Source organism: Marinobacter excellens LAMA 842 (assembly GCF_001574445.1).
Lineage (GTDB): Bacteria > Pseudomonadota > Gammaproteobacteria > Pseudomonadales > Oleiphilaceae > Marinobacter > Marinobacter shengliensis.
On sequence record NZ_LOCO01000027.1, the window covers coordinates 1 to 17729 of the forward strand.

Genomic DNA, 17729 nt, shown 5'->3' on the forward strand with positions numbered 1-17729 from the left:
TGACGCCACTCTGGCAGACGCCATTCTGGATCGGCTCGTACACAACGCCTACAAGATCAACCTGCGGGGCGAATCCATGCGAAAACAACAGGCAAAGTTGACGGCCACCGAGACTTCGGAGTAAGAAGAGAAACCCCGCGTCGCTACGCTCCGATGGGTGGCAGCCTTGCTCCGGTCCGGGTGGCAGGCTTCACATGGAATGGGTGGCAACCTTCAGCGGTTTACGCACTTTATTCAGGATTGCGTGAAATCGGGGTAGACCGCTCGCATATCCATTATGAATTTTTCGGTGCTGGAGACCTCGGTGAATCCGAGGAAATAACCCCGACTGTGGTACTTCCTGATCGCGCAAATATCAGGTTTGCCCGCTCAGGCGTCCAAGCTGAATGGACCCATCAAAGTGGTACACTCCTGGAAACTGCCGAAGCCGCGGGCCTGAAACCGAACTACAACTGCCGCTCGGGCAAATGCGGTGCTTGCGCCACCCGACTGGTCTCTGGCGCCGTGCACTATCAGCGAAGCCCGGTGATAATGCCAGGCAAAGGCGAAGTATTGACCTGCTGCGCAGTGCCAATGAGTGAGGACGTCCAGATCGATATTTGACCCCCTTTCCCCGAACCTATCGGGGGGTGCCCTCAAGGTCGGCGATGACCGGAGAACTGGAATACCAGACGGTCAATCGTCGGCTGCTTTCAACAGGGCGTTGTAAAGCTGGTCCTTGAGATGGGCGCGTTCTGATTTCATTCGGGTAAAACTTTCGTCCGATACCGGAACATCTCGCCGTTCAAGCGCATAAATTTCCTTATCCAGCTTGGCATACTCTTTGAGTTGCTGTTTGAAATGGGCGTCTTGTTCGGATAGCCGGTCTATCAGGTCACTGTGTTGAGGAAATTCATGGTGAAGCTCATGGTTCGAAATGCCCATCGGTCCTGACTCCTTATTGGTGGGACTGTAGAGAAGAGTGTAGTACTTGATTCAGAGAACACTCATTGATGGTAATTCACCATTGGCGACACTCGCTGAGTGAGTTCCTCTCAATGCGGCACTGCCAGGGCTTCGATCCGTTCTGGCGGAAGCAGCGTTAACAAGGCCTTCATCTCACGCACCTCCTCACCAGGTGGACGCCCAAAGAAGCGTTTGAACTCGCGGCTGAACTGCGAAGGGCTTTCGTAGCCCACCCGCATAGCGGTGGCCGCTGCAGGCAAGCCATCCCTTATCATCATCATGCGAGCATGGTGCAACCGGGTGGACTTGATGTACTGCAGAGGGCTGGTTTGCGTCACCGCCTTGAAGTGCACGTGAAATACTGATGTGCTCATACCGACTTCGTTGGCCAGCCGACCAACCTCCAGAGGCTCTGCGAAATCGGCGTGAATACGGTTTAGCGCCTTGGCGATTCTGCCAAACTGGCCTTGTTGGGCCAGGGCCGTTCGTACTGCCCCACCCTGTTCATCAACCAAAACCCTGTAGCAGATCTCGCGCACGATGCTGGGCGCCAGGACCTGTGCCTCCTCGGGAGAGCGAAGCGCCTCAAGCAGCCGTACAGTTGCGTTCGCCATAGTCATTTTAAGAGGAGTTGAGAACATACACTGCGGCGAGTCGTTGGAACGGGCCTCCCCGTGCCCCACCATGGTGACCAGTTCTGCCACCGTCGCCATGTTGAGTCGAATCGAAACCGCTAACAGAGCGCCCTTGGTAAATCTCATAGATCGTCAGCCAGTCCCTGAGCCAAGCGCGCTCCAATAAAACCATACGGAGATTCTTTTATGAGCAAAGTTATTCTTCTAACTGGTGCCAGCAGCGGTATTGGCGAGGCCACAGCAAGACTTCTGTCAAAACAGGGGCATCGGCTGGTTATTGGCGCTCGCCGCACTGAGCGGCTCGCGGCGTTGGCCCATGATTTACGCTCTGAGGGCGGCAGCGTGGAGTATCGCCCGCTGGATGTTACCCAAGCCGAAGACGTCAAATCCTTCGCCGATGCAGCGCTGGCGCTTTATGGTCGTATCGACGTTATCATCAACAATGCCGGTGTCATGCCGCTCTCGCCGTTGGCTGCGATCAAGATTGACGAATGGGACCGCATGATCGACGTCAACATCCGCGGCGTGCTTCACGGGATCGCAGCCGTACTACCTACCATGCAGTCTCAGCGCTGCGGTCAGGTTATCAACATCTCCTCGATAGGAGGGCTTTACGTTGTTCCAACCGCCGCCGTTTATTGCACGACCAAGTATGCGGTGAGGGCGATCTCTGACGGCCTGCGCCAGGAACACAACAACCTCCGTGTTACCTGTGTCTACCCTGGCGTAGTCGAATCGGAACTGGCCGATACCATTACTGATGCCGGCACTGCCGAAGCGATGAGGAGTTTCCGCGAAATCGCTCTGAAGCCCGATGCCATAGCAAAGGCCATCGCCCATGTTATCGACCAGCCTGACGATGTGGATACCAGCGATATTGTTGTTCGACCGACCGCGAGTCCGGCATGACGCTCAATTGATGCTGAGTAATTAGTGGTGTTTGTTGGGCACAGAATCCTACGGAGGGTGGTTCTGTGCGCCTTTATTCTAATCGGGGATTCGCACGATCAATTCCATTTCAACTTGAAACTCAGGCGCTGCGAGGGCCTGAACTCCAATACCCGTTACACAGGGCTGTGCGCCCTCAAACGTTTCTATAAATGCAGGCATAAGCTTCTCTAACCTTTCACTCGTAAGATCAGTGACATAGATTCGGGCCATTACCACATGCTCAGGTTTGGCATGCAGGGCATCCAAGGCAGCCCGGGCATTCTTCGAAACTAATTTCATTTGTTCCGCGAGGTCATCTGGAACAGGCTCACCACCAGGTTGCCAGGCTACTTGGCCGGAGACGAAAGCCATGCGGCCGGGCTCTACTATGGAGATTTGGGAGTAGCCCATCTCTCCTGCATTTGGCAATGTTGGGGGATTAAGGCGAACGATTGCATCTGACATGATCTTTCCTCGTTTTTCAAAATAATAATTTTACAAGACCTGGAGGAACCTGAAGCCGACATTCGTCAGGACCTGCCTCAGCCTACAGGCACCCTGCGCATATCAGTTACGGAGGCATACGGCCGGATAGTGGTTCTGCCTTTTCTCAAGAGCTTCCTGGACAAGTGGACCGAACTGGAGATGGAGGTCAACCTCACTGACAGGAAGTTGACCCAAACATCTCTGATTAAATTCTCTCTTCACTTCTGAGCGCCAGCACTTTTCAGTATGACAGTAGCCACCAACAGCCTCCTTGCAGTGACCTTCAGCCATGAATGGCGTATGCGATAACGTGCGCTAGCACATGTGCGGTAATGGCAGCCTCCAACCCATAACGCCAGAAGAGAATGCCGGCAACCAGCCCGAAAAGGGCATTTCCGAGGGTGATGTACGCGACGATTGTCAGGGGAACGCTACCCACAGCGGCAACAACGGAAGGAACGTGGGATACTCCGAACAGCAATGCGCTTATCCCAATACCGAGCCAAACTACGGTGCTGGATGGAGCCCCTTTTCCTCGTTGAAGAACGCGCCAAGCTAGCCACACAAGGGTTGTCATCAGCCCCCACCGGATGAGCACTTCCTCAATTTAATTGGGTGGCAGAATACCAGAGGCGCACTCCCGCGTGACCCTGTCTCGGCCGACGAATTTAGAACTTGCCGGTCAGAGCCGCCAGCGCATCACATGGCTTTGTTTGAGCACTCCTGCCTCATCCCAATCATCCCAGCCAGTAAACGGAATCGAGGGCTCGCGAGAAAGCAGAGGTAGCCGTTCCGCCCAGGCGCGTTTTTTCTGCTCCAGCTGATTTCTGAACGTGCTTTCATCCTGATACCGAATACCACCGCCTTGAATTCCATAGCTTACCTGGGGTGCCAGCACATCAAATCCCACGTAATAGAGCGACGAATGAATGGGCCACAGCCATTCCACCATATTCCCGGCCCGACCAAAGGGCATAAATGCCTTTTCCGGAGAACCGGTTGTAACAGAACAAATCGCCTTCTTGCCCCTGAAATGGCCTCTGTTGTATCGCCGGCTGCCGGAATACAGCCCCCCATAGACCAAAACCCGGTCGAACCAACCTTTCAAGATCGCCGGTTGGGCGTGCCACCACAAAGGGAATTGAAATATCACCAGGTCCGCCCATTCGAGCCGAGTGATCTCCCGCTGAACTTCAGCAGGTAACCGTTTCCCTTCATAGTGAGCTCGTTGTTCATTTAACGGCGCAAAGTAATCAGGATCAAACCTATCGGGATAGTGATCGGCACGTTCAACCGGATCAAATTCTTCCCCGTATAGATCGTCTATGTCCACCGAATGCCCCTCATTCTGAAGGCGTTTCTCTGCAATATCGGCAAGGCCGCCATTGAACGATGCTCGCTCCGGATGAGCCAGTACCACCAATACATTCATAACCCGTTTCTCCAGTTGAAGGTATTTCGAGTTAGTCTATGCTGTTCGCACACACACATGAATTATCTAAATGCGAGAACTGTATTTGCATGAATGAACAGTCTATCCGTTGGGACGATCTTCAGATGGTATGGGCCATTGCCGACACTGGCAGCCTCTCGGGCGCTGGTCGAAGACTGGGTATCAGCCATGCCACGGTGTTTAGGCGCCTTACTGACATGGAAAAACGACTTGGCGTGGCACTGTTTGAGCGATCACGCACTGGCTATACACCGAATTCTGCGGGAGAAGACCTCGCTGCGGTTGCAAGGCGGGTAGAAGCCGATATTCTTGGCGCAGAGCGCAGACTCGCCGGGCAGGATCTAAAGCTCTCGGGCAGTGTTCGGCTAACCACCACTGATACCCTATATACTGGCTTGCTGGCACCGGCACTGGCTGACTTTCGTGTTAACTACCCTGAAATTGAATTAGAGGTTGTGGTTTCGAATCAGGTTCACAGCCTGAGTAAACGGGAAGCGGATATTGCCATTCGCCCTACCCGGAACCCACCTGAGACGCTTGTTGGGCGGAGGGTTGGTTCTATTCGGCAGGCGATCTATGGCCAGAAACAGTACTGGCACGACACGCCCATTCCGCTGAACTCATTAACGGAACACCAATGGATTGGCCCGGACGCTCATATGGGCGACAGCACTCTGGAGGCCTGGATGACGCAGCATGAGCTGGACCAACGGTGTCACTACCGCGTTGACTCCATGCTGGGCATGCAAACGGCATTACATCATGGACCGTGCCTGGCCGTGCTGCCCTGCTACCTGGGAGAAGCAGACCCCAGGCTACGTCGATTAACAGATCCGATACCGGAGCTCTCCGTTCCGCTTTGGTTACTTACCCATTCCGATTTGAGGCGCACCAACCGGATAAGAGTGTTCACGCAAGAGATTGGCGAGTACATTCGACAGCGGCTTGAAGAGCACTCTAGGTCATGACGAACAACTGTAGTGTGACGTACCACCAACCCTGAAAAGTTCAAGCGGCTTCAGCCGGTAGTATTTGTTCTCCACGTCTTTCGATTGCTCGGCATATGGCTGGGTCATAATGCCCTGCAGTTCTCGCAGCAACTCGTAATTTCCTTCTGCCGCTTGCTGATAGGAAGGCACAACGAACCACTCCCGCAAACTGTACTTCGGGTTGACGAGTTTCATCTGGCGGGAAAGCACCTCACGGTCAACAGACCCAGTGAGCGATCTCCAGTTTGCGAGCCATGTTGACCAGCGTTGTTCCAGACCCTCCGGGTTCGTAGCACCCGCCAGGTTTCTGTAGAAGCTTTTCTGAAGTGATTCGACATCGTCAGGCACTGCTGAAAGCTCACGGAAGAACATGGTGTAATCGACGGGCGTGTGCACCATCAAGGTTGCGAGCTTCCGGAACAAGCCCTCGTCGAACGCATCCAGCCCAAGTTTGGCGGCCCACATCTTTTCCAATTGCGCTTGCATCACCTGGGGAAAACCGCCCTCGAGTTCGTCCAGTTGCCGCAAACTATCCGGATATGCCTCTAACAACGGCCGCAACGCCGTGCAGAACGAATGGAAATTACGTTCTGCCGCTGCGGGTTGGTTGAGGAATGAGAAGTGCTGCCCGCCGCCGGTCCAAGGCTGGTATTGCGGGTTGAATAGATCGATGAATCCGAACGGACCATAGTCGAGGGTGAATCCACCGGCTGCACAGTTGTCGCTGTTGAAGTTGCCCTGGCAGTAGCCAACGCGAATCCAGTTCGCCACCAGCGACGTCAGGCGGCTGCGGAACTCACGGGCAAGCAACACGACCTTTTCGGCGGTGGGTAATGTCTGGTCGATAAGGCCATCGTACTCACGATCGATCAGGTGCAAGACGATCTTTTCGAGTTCTTCCATGGCCTTAGGGTGTTCGTTCTTACGGGCTCGGCGCCCGAAGAGTTCGAGTTGCCCTACCCGGATAAACGACGGTGCAACGCGGGTGGAGATGGCTACGTGCTCAGATACCAGCACATCCGGGTCAATCGAGCCCGAGCCCTCTGAATACCAAGGGCGCCGAACTTTCTCGGTTTTGGACACGTACAGACTCAAAGACCGTGACGTGGGAACGCCCAGCGCGTGCATGTGTTCCTGAGCCAGGAACTCACGAACACTGGAGCGAAGAACGGCCCGGCCGTCTGCGCCACGGCAGTAGGGTGTGCGCCCTCCCCCTTTGAGCTGCATTTCCCAGCGCTGGCCGTTGATGACGGCCTCAAGCACGGAAATGGCGCGTCCGTCGCCGTAACCGTTGCCAGTCTGAAACGGGCATTGCTGGTAGAACTCGGTGCCGTAGATTGACAGTGCGTAGCCACACGCCCAGCCGGTTCTGCGCAGAGGCTCCGGAACACTGGTTAAATCGCCCGAGAACATCCGCACAAAGTCATCTGACTGCGCCAGGCTGTCTGCGAAGCTCAGTTCGCGAAACAGACTCTTGCCATGCGCCACGTATTCCGGGGTTTCAATGGGCGTGGGGCTGACCGGAACATAGTGTCCCGAAAACACCTGCCGGGGCGCATGGTCATCACCAGTCGCTTTTCCCTCAGGATCACAGTTGAGGGTGTCCATGAGCGAGAAGTCCGCCAACGCTGCGAGATCGTTTAGGTTCGTGATCATCGGGGCATTATTACGCGGTAGCGGTCGCTTGACCATAAAGACTCCTGATACGTGGATTGGGCCTGAGAAACAACGCTGACAGAGGGTGTAACTCTTCGCAAGCAGAACGTCACGACTGCTCCATCAGTGGAAAATCCACCTCATCCATTGAATCTCCGAGGAAGTCCAACAGTGCCCTGACCGCAGGCAACAATCCCCTGCGGGACGGAAATACCGCATGAAGTATTCCACCCCTTGGCTGCCAACCCGGTAGCACATTGATTAATCGTCCCTCAACCAGGTCCCGACCACCTACAATCAACGGCATACGCACTACTCCCAAGCCCTCCAGGGCCGCCTGTCTGAGTGTAAACACATCGTCAGTGACAAGCCTGGGCGAATGCCGTACCTGCGCCGTGGCGCCACCCGGTCCATCCAGGCACCAGATGTGTTTGCCGTCGGATTGTTCAAAATCCAGGCTCGGCAGATTTGCCAGCTCATCCGGATTTTCAGGTTTGGTGTAATGGTTGAAGAAATCCCTGGAAGCCATCAGACATTGCGGGCTTTTTGACAGCACCTTCATGGTAAGCCCGCTGTCTTCCAACGGAGGAAATCGGACCCGTAGCGCCAGGTCCAACCCCTCTTTCAGGACATCCACCCGGCGGCTGGTAGCGTCAATCTCGACTTTCACCTCCGGGTATTTGGCCATAAAGCGCACTAACAGCTGGCCAACATGAAAATAGATCAAGCCTGGAGGGCAGCTCATCCGGATTACCCCTCTGGGCTCCGCCCGCGATCGATCTATCACCTCCTGAGCGGCCTCGGCCTCCACCAACATGGCAACACAGTGACGGTAATACTCCTGTCCCAGCTCTGTGATGGTAAAGCGTCGTGTAGAGCGATTGATCAACCGGGTGTCCAGGCGGTCCTCCAGCATCGCGATTCGACGGCTCAGTTTGGATTTGGGCACGCCAAGCGCCCTTCCCGCCGGCGCAAAGCCACCGTGGTCCACCACCTTGACGAAGTAAAAGAGGTCGTTGAGATCCTGCATAGGAGAATGGATATGGCGTTTAAATACAATCGTTTGAACAAGGATGATGTGGCTCTGCTGATGGTAGACCAACAGTCCGGCCTGTTGTCGCTGGTTTGGGCTTTCTCGCCAGACGACTTCAAGAACAATGTGCTGGCGCTGGCAGACATTGCCAAGTTCTTTGATATCCCGACCATCCTGGTGACTGGCGCAATGACATCGAAGGTTTTGGCGGCATCCTGGCCAAGCACCTGCCCCATTATGCCAACCTGATGCAAAGCTACGGCGCCCAGCAGGGATAATGCGGTCAAACCTCGCAGCCAAAGCGCTTGGGTGCGGGGTTCTTCAGTTGACAGAGCCTACACCTGGAACCAATCTTCTTACATAAACCTGCCTCTCCGTCAGATCTGGAGCCCAAATGAGCAATCTCTCACCACAAACCGAATTCGACTGCCCAATTACCAAAGAATGCGGCGCTCTGGTTCAACTCCTGCAACCTCGAGAACGAGACCTCGGCGGCTTTTCAGTGCGGCGGGTACTTCCGGTGGTGGGCCAAAAAATGATCGGGCCCTGGATTTTCTTTGATCACATGGGCCCTGCACATTTTCCCGCGGGGGATGGTATCAATGTGCGCCCTCACCCGCATATTGGTATCGCTACGGTCACTTACCTGTTTGAAGGCGAAATACTGCATCGCGATTCCCTCGGGAGCCTGCAACCCATCCGCCCGGGCGATATCAATCTGATGGTGGCCGGGCATGGTATTGTGCATTCGGAACGGGAACGCCCGGAGATTACCGCAACTGATCACACACTCCATGGCTTGCAGCTGTGGCTGGCGTTGCCTGAGGCGGAAGAAGAAACCGATCCCGCCTTTTACCACTACCCGGAGAGCACAGTGCCCTCCGTGTCGGTAGGTGATGTGCCAGTTCGTGTGATGATGGGGACTGCCTATGGTGAGACCTCACCGGTGAAGGTGTTTGCCGACACCCTGTATATAGAGGCCTGGCTGAAGCCTGGCCAAAAGCTTACCTTGCCGGACTCCCAGGAACGCGGTCTCTATGTGGCGAAGGGACGACTTCTGGCAGGCGAAACAGAGATTCCCGAGTTCTCCATGGCCGTTCTGTCAGAGCAGCAAGGCGTCATCGTTGAAGCCTTGGAGGAAACGCGGCTCGCACTGATTGGTGGCGAGCCCCTTGGTAAACGGTTTATCGAATGGAACTTCGTTTCCAGTCGTAAGGAAAGAATTGAAGAGGCTAAACGTGATTGGGAAAACAGCCGATTTCCCTCCGTTCCTGGCGATGAGGATGAGTATATCCCTCTTCCGGGCTAGCGGGGCGTTCTTACAACCAGCGCCGAACCCTCTCCGCGTACTGATTGAACTGGTCACCAAAAAGGTCCCGCATATGACGCTCCTCAGGCTTGATCTGGAAACGGTTCATATACAGTACATAGAGCGGAAGCAATAACGCAGCGAATACGCTGCCGAGATATAACCACCAGGCTGCCAGAATCATCAGGAACCCCACATACATGGGGTTTCTGGTATGGCGATACACGCCATTGACCACCAGGCTGTTCGTCTTGTGGGGCGTACGTGGGTCTACCGTGGTACCGGCGCGCCTGAAAGCGAGAACGCCCATTAGTGCGATGACAATACCGGCAATCAAAACAACGGCAAACAGCAGAACCTTTCCTGGAAACGCGAAGTACCCGGAAGGCAGCACCCGGGAAACTGCCCACATGGCAGCCCCGAAGAGTAGCGTCAGGATAACCGGTGGAACCTTTAGCTCGAGCGCTTTCACTTGTCGTTCCTTTCCAACTTTTTAACCGGACAGTTTTGATGTGATGCCAAGGGATTTGTTGGCAGCATCCCGCACTTCCCGATATCGTTCCGGGTTGTTGATCAGCGTGTCCAGATTATCCTCCGGAAACATGGCTTTCAGTTTCGTTTTGGCGTCTTCGTTGTCAACGATACCTGGCATTAACTGCTCAAGCGCCCGAAGCATCGCCTCCGGTGATACTGAAGCGCCTGGGGATGCCCCCAGAATGGTGCCGTAGGTTTTATCGGAAGACACGATAATCTCTGTCCCCATCTGAAGGTCGCCGTCCTTGATGATCTGAACCCGCTGCCCGGCCTCTATCGGTTTCCAGTCAAACTTCTTGCTCAGGCCTGGGGCAAACTTGTCGAGGGCCTCCAGCATGCTTTTGTCGCCTTTGAAGGTTTCGGAGATCAGATATTTCACTAGCGGGAAGTGCTCAAGGGCGACATTCAGCAGCCCTGGAATGTCATGCAGCCGCATGGCCCGGAGGTAATCGACAAAGCCCCTGCCTTTCTCCAGGACGGGTTTAAACGAGGCAAACGGGCCGAACAAAAGGTAGTGCTGGCCGTCGGCCACCCGTAAATCCAGATGCGGAACCGACATCGGCGGGGCCCCGACCTCAGCTTTGCCATAGGTTTTGGCCCGGTATTGATCCGCCTGTTCCGGGGTGATCCTGGCTTGCAGAAATCGCCCGCCTACGGGAAACCCTGTAAACCGGCGGGCGAACGGCAGGTGGCTTTTCTTCAGAATCGGGAAGGCTCCGCCACCGGCACCGACAAACAGAACGTCAGCGCGGTGTTGTAGTGGCGCGCCCCGGGTTTGGGTTTCCACCAGCCAGCTCCCTGCCGGGCTGCGATGCACTCGCTTAACATGCACGCCATATTCGATCTTTACACCCAGGTGATTCACAGCGTACTCAGCCATTAGCTCAGTCAAGGCGCCAAAGTTGACGTCTGTGCCGGTTTCGATAACGGTAGCGGCCATTTTCTCATCGCGTGCGCGGCCTTCCATGGTGAAGGGAATCCAGCTTTTAATTTCATCGAAGTCTTCGGAGTACCGCATATGCTCGAAGAAATGATGGGCCGACATTTCTTTGAATCGCAGTTTCAACTCCTCGATGGAGGATTCAGATACGATGGTGCAATGCTTGGTCTGGTTGATGAAGCTGGTCGGTTCTTTAATAGCGCCTTTATCAACCAGGTAGGCCCAGAACTGTTTGGCAACGTTAAACTGGGCGTGAATTTTCAGGGCCTTCTCAACGGAAATTACCTCTTCGTCCACCGGCGTGTAGTTAAGCTCACAGTTGGCTTCGTGACCGGTGCCGGCATTATTGAATGCCCAGGAGTTACCGGCACCCGCCCGCTCCAGGCGCTCCAAAATAGTTACATCCAGTTCCGGGGCCAGTTCCTTTACCAGGATGGCAAACGTCGTCCCCATAATGCCTGCGCCGATGATGGTTACTTTCATAGAGATAGCCGCCAGTGTCCGTTTGAATGTCTTTAACTGAAGTATCTTCCGCAGAACCTAACATAATTCCAGAAGGCTCGATAACGACATCAGAATAGGATACTATGGGCCTGTATATTTATACAGTCATCCATAAACAGCGAGGAATCTTCTTAATGGCTGTTCAATCTTTGTTCTACTCAGACCGCGACGGACTCGAAATGGCACTCAAGAATCCCGACTCGATGCTTTTCACTTCCAAAGCTGAAGCTGATGCCCGCGATAAAATGCTTGAGCTCTCGGAGAATATCCAGCTCTGGTTTGAGAAGAAGATCCCTGACATGCCTGAGCAACTGGCGGAGCAATGCGCCTTGCTGATTGCCGAGAACAAGGATCTGTTCCAGAAGGCACTGAAGAAGCCGGAGATCCTGGCTGAAGCCGAGACTCCGGCTGACTAGAAACGAATGCCCAGGCCAACACTGGCCGGTGTGACAATCCACTGGTAGGCGACTTCCAACGGCTGCGGACCAATGTTTACTGTCACTGGTTTGCCGTACCCCGCCATGGAGTCAGGCTGGGTGCGTATAGCAACTTCGTTGACCAACATGCCTACGGCAAAGTTAATGGCACCGTCTTCCGGGCGGTCATCAATCACGCCAATGGTTAGACCTGCTGCCAGATTCACCGCAAACGGCAGCATTCTGGCATTCAGGCCTTGCCGGCCACGCTCCTGTCGGGCCAGCTCTTCCCTCAGCGCTTCTGCCAGTTTCAAGTGCTCGGCGTCATCAGAGGCTGACGCCGCAGCCGCTCTATACTTTTTTAACGCAGGGCGATGGGGTTGGGGGTTCAGGTAGAGATTGCCCAGCGCCAATACCGATTTGACGGCAGACACCCGGGCATCAAACCGGTCATCCGCATCTGATGCATTTCGGGAAACCGCGCCATAAGCCACGGCTGCGCCGCCGTAAATGCCAGCCCAGGTGTTGGTCCATACCTTGTCGTGCTGGGCGGCGTCACGGAACCCGGCTTCCAGCTGATGAACGCGGGCCTGTTGTGCCGATGTCATACCATGAGCGGGTGTTAACGAGAGAAACCAGAGAGCGACAACGCCCATAACAATGATTGACTGACTGGCACCCTGCAACCGCACTGACATGAAGCCCCTCTCACCATAAAGTAAATCGTGTAAGTTAAAGGTTCAGCCACCTCGGAAATGTGAGCCGGGTGGGAAAACCGTATTTCTCTCAAGGTTTTTGTTCGTACACTGGTCTGAAAATCGATGTTAACGTAACAACTCCCGTACCACGGACTACCATTCAGCAAGGAGTTTCTAATGGCAAATACCCGCGCATACGCTGCCACAAGCCCTACTTCCGGCATGGCGCCCTACTCCTTTGACCGGCGCGCGCTGAGACCAGACGATGTCGCCATTGAAATTGATTACTGCGGCGTTTGCCACAGTGACCTGCATACCGTCGAGAACGACTGGGGCGGATCCCAGTATCCCGTTGTTCCTGGCCACGAAATCATTGGCCGTGTCACTGCCGTAGGCCAGGATGTTACCCGCTACCAGCCCGGTGATCTGGTGGGCGTAGGCTGCATGGTTGATAGCTGCCGCACCTGTTCTGCCTGCGATTCGGGGCTGGAGCAATACTGTATTGAAGGCTCCACCATGACGTACGGCAGCCTGGATCGCCACGATGGCACCGTCACCCATGGCGGTTACTCCGAGAACATCGTGGTAAGCGATCGTTTCGTGGTACGTGTGCCGGAAAACCTGGACCCCGCCAGCGCTGCACCGCTGCTTTGTGCCGGTATCACCACTTACTCCCCGCTTAAGCACTTCAAAGTCGGCAAGGGCCACAAAGTGGGCGTTCTTGGTATGGGAGGCCTGGGCCACATGGGTGTGAAGCTGGCCAAGGCCATGGGGGCGGAAGTCACCATCTTCACCCGTTCAGAAAGCAAAGTGGCGGAGGCGAAGAAGCAGGGTGCTGACCACGTCATCATTTCCACAGACAAGGCGCAGATGAAGGCCGCTGCGGATTCCTTCGACTTCCTGCTCGACACCATTCCCGTGGCCCACGATCTCAACCCTTACCTGAAGTGCCTGAAATACGATGGCACCCATATTCTGGTAGGGCTGCTGACGCCTGTGGAGCCCGCACTCCAGGCGGGACTATTGGTAACCAAGCGGCGGGTGGTTGCCGGTTCGCTGATCGGCGGTATGCCGGAAACCCAGGAAATGCTGGATTTCTGTGCGGAACACAACATTACCTGTGACGTTGAAATGCTGGACATCCGCAACATCAATGAAGCCTACGAGCGACTGAAAAAGAGCGACGTGAAGTACCGCTTCGTGATCGATATGGACACGCTCAAGCAAGGCTGATTACCACCCGTTAACACCCCGGGCTGGCATTGTGTCGCCCGGGTGGTCTTTGACAATCCGCTAATAACCATTCCGGTTGCAAAGGGTTAGCATGGGTCTATTGTTATCGTAATCGACCCTGGACACAGCGCATGACTTTTGCACGCATTGCCGGAACCGGCTCCTACCTGCCGGACAACATCGTTACCAATCGCGACCTGGAGCAGAAGGTGGACACCTCTGACCAATGGATTCGCGAGCGCACCGGCATTGAACAACGTCACATAGCCCTGCCCGGCCAGTCCACTGTGGATCTGGCAGAGCAAGCCACACTGCGGGCCATCGAAGCCGCCGGCATTGAGGTAACGGATATTGACCTTATTGTTTTTGCTACCACCACCCCGGATAAGGTTTTTCCGAGCTGTGCCTGTATTCTCCAGGCCAGGCTTGGTATTCAGGGTTGCCCGGCCTTTGATATCCAGGCGGTATGCAGCGGCTTTGTCTATGCCCTGGCAACCGCTGAGAAGTTCATAAAAACCGGCACCAGTAAGAAGGCACTGGTCATCGGCGCTGAGGTGTTCTCCAGAATCATCAATTGGGAAGACCGGGGCACCTGCATCCTGTTCGGTGATGGTGCCGGTGCGGTAATTCTTGAGGCCAACGAAGAAACCGGAATTCTGTCCACTCACCTCCACGCCGATGGCCGCTACGAGGATCTGCTGCACGTTCCTTGCGGCGTATCTAACCACTTCGATGCCATCAAGGCAGGCAATGCGTTTGTAGAAATGAAAGGCAACGAGGTGTTCAAGGTTGCCGTAAACACCCTTGGGCAGATTGTGGATGAAACCCTGCAGGCCAACCAGATGCGCAAATCCGACATCGACTGGCTGGTACCGCATCAGGCAAACCTGCGCATCATTGCCGCCACGGCCCGAAAACTGGATATGTCCATGGACCAGGTTGTGGTGACCGTTAATCGTCATGGCAACACCTCCGCAGCGTCCATTCCTCTGGCGCTGGATGAGGCCGTTCGGGATGGACGTATCAAACGGGGTGAAACCGTTCTGCTGGAGGCCTTCGGCGGAGGGTTCACCTGGGGCTCCGCATTGCTGAAATACTGATCAGGGACGGCGCCCTCATTCCCGAAAGCGCTATTATTATTTTCTTTTAGTATTTTTGGTTCTTAAAAAACTTTGTTAGATTGCTTCTCAGATTCACTATTTCCGGTTCTGAGGAGCGTCTGATGAAACAACTGCTTAAAGGATTTGCACTGGGCGCCGCCCTGCTTTCCGCCCAGCCTGCACTGGCCGCTGACAGAGAGCTTCTCAACACCTCCTACGATATCGCCCGGGAACTGTTCGCGGCCTACAACGTGGAGTTCCAGAAGCACTGGCAGGAAAAAACCGGTGAAACGGTCAACATTCGTCAGTCCCACGCTGGCTCCTCCCGCCAGGCGCAAGCCATCATTCAGGGCCTCAAGGCAGACGTAGCCACCTTTAACCAGGTTACCGATATCGACATCCTGCACGAACGCGGTCAACTGATCCCGGAAAACTGGGCAGAGCGTTTGCCAAACAACAGCTCCCCCTACTACTCCACCATGGCGTTCCTGGTGCGCAAGGACAACCCGAAGAATATCCAGAACTGGGATGACCTGGTTCGCGAAGATGTTGCCCTGGTCATGCCTAATCCGAAAACATCCGGTAATGGTCGTTATACCTATCTGGCTGCTCTTGGTTATGCCCAGGATGCCTATGGTGACGATGAGGCAAAAATCGACCAGTTCATGGCCAGTATGCTTGGCCAGGTTAGAGTCTTCGACAGCGGCGGCCGTGGCGCCACCACCACCTTTGTTGAACGCGGCATTGGCGATGTGCTGCTGACCTTTGAATCCGAGGTCCTGAACATCGCCGATCGTTTCGAGAACGGCGAATATGAAGTAGTCACCCCTAAGGTCAGTTTCCTTGCCGAGTTTCCTGTGACCTGGATTGATGATTACACCCGCCAGAACGGGACTGAAGAACTGGCAAAAGAGTACCTGAGCCATCTGTATTCTGAAGATTCCCAGCGCTTGCTGGCCGGGTTCAACTACCGGGTCCATAACCAAAAGGTTATCGAGGAAAACGCAGACCGTTTCCGTGAGCTGAAGTTGAAATCCATCGATGAGATTGCTGGCGGCTGGGAAAACGCCATGAGCAAGCATTTCAGCAGCGGTGGCAAACTCGACCAGTTACAACGGCGTCGGTAAGAGGCTGAGATGTCTGCTCCCGCTCAAGTGAGCGCCGCCCCAGCGCGGCGCTTTTCAGGTCGTAGCAAACGGGTATTGCCGGGGTTCGGTTTGAGCCTCGGCATTTCGCTGTTTTTCGTCAGCCTGGTTTTATTGCTCCCGTTATCTGGCCTGGTGGTGGAAACATCCGGCATGACCTGGGATCAGTTCTGGTTCACCATCACCGATCCCCGGGTGGTTGAATCCTACAAGGTGACGTTATGGACGGCTCTGGCCGCATCGCTGTTTAACGGTGTCTTTGGCTTGTTATTGGCTTGGGTTCTGGTGCGTTATGACTTCCCGGGCAAGCGTATACTGGATGCCTTTGTCGACCTGCCGTTTGCGCTGCCTACCGCCGTTGCCGGCATCACGCTGGCCACCCTGTTTGCCCAAAACGGCTGGTACGGCCAATGGCTGGCCAAGCTGGGCATTGAAGTGGCGTTCACTCCACTTGGCATTGTCGTTGCCATGGCCTTTACGAGCATTCCCTTTGTGGTGCGCACTGTGCAGCCGGTACTCGAGGAATTGTCGCCAGCCGATGAAGAAGCCGCCGTCAGCCTCGGTGCCTCCGACGGCCGGGTGTTCCGCAAGGTCATCTTTCCGTCGTTGTGGCCTGCACTGGTCACTGGCATTGCGCTCTCCTTCACCCGCAGCCTGGGTGAATTTGGCGCCATCATATTCATTGCCGGCAATACCCCCTACGTCAGCGAAGTCACCAGCCTGATGGTATTTATCCGTTTGCAGGAGTACGACTATGCTGCGGCCAGTGCCATTGCCTCGGTTGTTCTGTTGGCTTCACTGGTACTGCTATTTGCCATCAACCTCTGGCAGGGCCGATACCTGCGCCGCCTGGAGGGTCGATAGATGGCAGCTGAACATCATCGCGTAGGCGATCAACCCTGGGTGCGCCGCCTGCTCATTGGTACTGCGGTTCTGGTGTCGCTTGTTCTGCTGGTGATTCCGGTGGTGGTCATTTTCTTCCAGGCCCTGAGTGCCGGCTGGAGCACCTTTACCGGTAACGTGCTGGACCAGTTCACCCTGCACGCCATCGGCCTGACCTTGCTGGTTGCTGCACTGACGGTGCCACTCAATCTCATCTTCGGTACTGCCCTCGCCTGGGCCGTTACCCGGTTCCGGTTTCCGGGCCGGAAACTGCTGGTGACCCTGATCGATATTCCATTTGCCGTGTCGCCGGTCATCGCCGGCTTGCTGTATCTGTTGCTTTACGGCCGGAACGGTTGGCTCGGCGGCTGGCTGGCCACCCACGATGTCCAGTTGATGTTTGCCTGGCCGGGCATTGTCATGGTCACCGTGTTTGTGACCTGCCCGTTCGTTGCCCGCGAGCTGATCCCGCTGATGCAACAGCAAGGCAGTGAGGAAGAAGAAGCCGGCGTCGTTCTGGGCGCCTCTGGCTGGCGTATTTTCCGGAAGATTACCCTGCCTAACATCAAGTGGGCGCTGATCTACGGCGTCGTACTGACCAATGCCCGCGCCGTGGGTGAATTCGGTGCCGTGTCTGTTGTTTCAGGAAATATTCGCGGTGAAACCAATACCTTACCGCTTCATGTTGAACTGCTTTATCAAGATTATAACGTGGTAGGCGCCTTCGCCAGTGCCGCCCTGCTGGCAACTATTGCCATCCTGACGTTAGTCGTTAAAGCCTTTGTAGAGTGGCGCCAATCCCGCCCAACGATCCTGACGCCCGAGAAAGGAGGTGTCTGAT

General features: G+C 55.2%; 21 protein-coding genes and 1 pseudogene. 12 read left to right on the forward strand and 10 right to left on the reverse strand.

All coding sequences use genetic code 11. From position 1 onward, the window contains the following. A partial coding sequence (locus J122_RS22550) for an ATP-binding protein (RefSeq protein WP_227510266.1) occupies window positions 1–124 on the forward strand: 124 nt, incomplete at its 5' end. 29 nt (window positions 125–153) lie between these two features. Continuing rightward, window positions 154–603 (forward strand): 2Fe-2S iron-sulfur cluster-binding protein, encoded by a 450-nt coding sequence (locus tag J122_RS17220; protein WP_061333370.1) that lies wholly within the window; start codon window positions 154–156, stop codon window positions 601–603. Window positions 604–675: 72 nt separating this feature from the next. Here J122_RS17220 and J122_RS17225 read toward each other — a convergent pair whose 3' ends face one another. After that, complete coding sequence (locus tag J122_RS17225) at window positions 676–924, reverse strand: YdcH family protein (protein ID WP_061333371.1); 249 nt, start codon at window positions 922–924, stop codon at window positions 676–678. A 110-nt stretch (window positions 925–1034) separates the two neighbouring features. Then, on the reverse strand, window positions 1035–1706 hold the full coding sequence (locus J122_RS17230; protein WP_082780629.1) for an AraC family transcriptional regulator: 672 nt from the start codon (window positions 1704–1706) through the stop codon (window positions 1035–1037). A gap of 60 nt (window positions 1707–1766) precedes the next feature. On the opposite strand from J122_RS17230, the gene J122_RS17235 reads away from it, so the two are divergent. Further along, on the forward strand, window positions 1767–2489 hold the full coding sequence (locus J122_RS17235; RefSeq protein ID WP_061333372.1) for an SDR family oxidoreductase: 723 nt from the start codon (window positions 1767–1769) through the stop codon (window positions 2487–2489). Between the two features lie 78 nt (window positions 2490–2567). Here the strand turns inward: J122_RS17235 and J122_RS17240 are convergent, their stop codons facing one another. The 3 genes from J122_RS17240 to J122_RS17250 form a co-directional block, all read right to left on the reverse strand. Continuing rightward, entirely contained in the window at window positions 2568–2975 is a 408-nt protein-coding gene (locus J122_RS17240) for a RidA family protein (RefSeq protein WP_061333373.1), read from the reverse strand. 304 nt (window positions 2976–3279) lie between these two features. Further along, entirely contained in the window at window positions 3280–3594 is a 315-nt protein-coding gene (locus J122_RS28065) for a type II CAAX prenyl endopeptidase Rce1 family protein (RefSeq protein WP_227510262.1), read from the reverse strand. 84 nt (window positions 3595–3678) lie between these two features. Continuing rightward, window positions 3679–4428, reverse strand: a complete 750-nt coding sequence (locus J122_RS17250) for an NAD(P)H-dependent oxidoreductase (RefSeq protein ID WP_061333375.1) — start codon at window positions 4426–4428, stop codon at window positions 3679–3681. 89 nt (window positions 4429–4517) lie between these two features. Here J122_RS17250 and J122_RS17255 point away from each other — a divergent pair, with 89 nt between their 5' ends. Next, the gene (locus J122_RS17255; RefSeq protein WP_061333376.1) at window positions 4518–5417 is read left to right on the forward strand and encodes a LysR family transcriptional regulator; all 900 of its coding nucleotides are present in this window, start codon (window positions 4518–4520) and stop codon (window positions 5415–5417) included. Here J122_RS17255 and J122_RS17260 read toward each other — a convergent pair. Then, window positions 5412–7130 carry a protein adenylyltransferase SelO family protein gene (locus tag J122_RS17260; RefSeq protein ID WP_061333377.1) on the reverse strand — a complete coding sequence of 573 codons (1719 nt, stop codon included), beginning with the start codon at window positions 7128–7130 and terminating at the stop codon, window positions 5412–5414. The two genes, J122_RS17255 and J122_RS17260, sit on opposite strands and share 6 nt — an antisense overlap. A 73-nt stretch (window positions 7131–7203) precedes the next feature. After that, window positions 7204–8124, reverse strand: a complete 921-nt coding sequence (locus tag J122_RS17265) for a LysR substrate-binding domain-containing protein (protein WP_061333378.1) — start codon at window positions 8122–8124, stop codon at window positions 7204–7206. 12 nt (window positions 8125–8136) lie between these two features. Here J122_RS17265 and J122_RS17270 point away from each other — a divergent pair. Further along, window positions 8137–8310 (forward strand): annotated as a pseudogene (locus J122_RS17270) (hydrolase); the annotation flags it as partial. Window positions 8311–8521: 211 nt separating this feature from the next. Then, entirely contained in the window at window positions 8522–9436 is a 915-nt protein-coding gene (locus J122_RS17275) for a pirin family protein (protein WP_061333380.1), read from the forward strand. Window positions 9437–9446: 10 nt separating this feature from the next. Here J122_RS17275 and J122_RS17280 read toward each other — a convergent pair whose 3' ends face one another. Next, a complete protein-coding gene (locus J122_RS17280) occupies window positions 9447–9908 on the reverse strand; it encodes a methyltransferase family protein (RefSeq protein ID WP_156471777.1) in 462 nt (153 codons plus the stop codon). Between the two features lie 21 nt (window positions 9909–9929). Then, window positions 9930–11393 (reverse strand): malate:quinone oxidoreductase, encoded by a 1464-nt coding sequence (locus J122_RS17285; protein ID WP_061333381.1) that lies wholly within the window; start codon window positions 11391–11393, stop codon window positions 9930–9932. 155 nt (window positions 11394–11548) lie between these two features. Here J122_RS17285 and J122_RS17290 point away from each other — a divergent pair, with 155 nt between their 5' ends. Beyond that, window positions 11549–11830, forward strand: a complete 282-nt coding sequence (locus tag J122_RS17290) for a YebG family protein (protein ID WP_061333413.1) — start codon at window positions 11549–11551, stop codon at window positions 11828–11830. Here the strand turns inward: J122_RS17290 and J122_RS17295 are convergent. Continuing rightward, on the reverse strand, window positions 11827–12528 hold the full coding sequence (locus tag J122_RS17295; protein ID WP_061333382.1) for a hypothetical protein: 702 nt from the start codon (window positions 12526–12528) through the stop codon (window positions 11827–11829). The genes J122_RS17290 and J122_RS17295 overlap by 4 nt on opposite strands. 177 nt (window positions 12529–12705) lie before the next feature. Between J122_RS17295 and J122_RS17300 the strand changes: the two genes are divergently transcribed. From J122_RS17300 to cysW, 5 genes are all read left to right on the forward strand, one after another. Further along, complete coding sequence (locus tag J122_RS17300; RefSeq protein WP_061333383.1) at window positions 12706–13761, forward strand: NAD(P)-dependent alcohol dehydrogenase; 1056 nt, start codon at window positions 12706–12708, stop codon at window positions 13759–13761. A 131-nt stretch (window positions 13762–13892) separates the two neighbouring features. After that, window positions 13893–14861, forward strand: coding sequence for a beta-ketoacyl-ACP synthase III (locus tag J122_RS17305; RefSeq protein ID WP_061333384.1), 969 nt, complete (start codon window positions 13893–13895; stop codon window positions 14859–14861). Window positions 14862–14983: 122 nt separating this feature from the next. Beyond that, complete coding sequence (cysP, locus tag J122_RS17310; RefSeq protein WP_061333385.1) at window positions 14984–15988, forward strand: thiosulfate ABC transporter substrate-binding protein CysP; 1005 nt, start codon at window positions 14984–14986, stop codon at window positions 15986–15988. Window positions 15989–15997: 9 nt separating this feature from the next. After that, window positions 15998–16870, forward strand: coding sequence for a sulfate/thiosulfate ABC transporter permease CysT (cysT, locus tag J122_RS17315; RefSeq protein ID WP_058091040.1), 873 nt, complete (start codon window positions 15998–16000; stop codon window positions 16868–16870). Next, a complete protein-coding gene (gene cysW, locus J122_RS17320) occupies window positions 16871–17728 on the forward strand; it encodes a sulfate ABC transporter permease subunit CysW (RefSeq protein ID WP_061333386.1) in 858 nt (285 codons plus the stop codon). Window position 17729 lies beyond the last annotated feature (1 nt).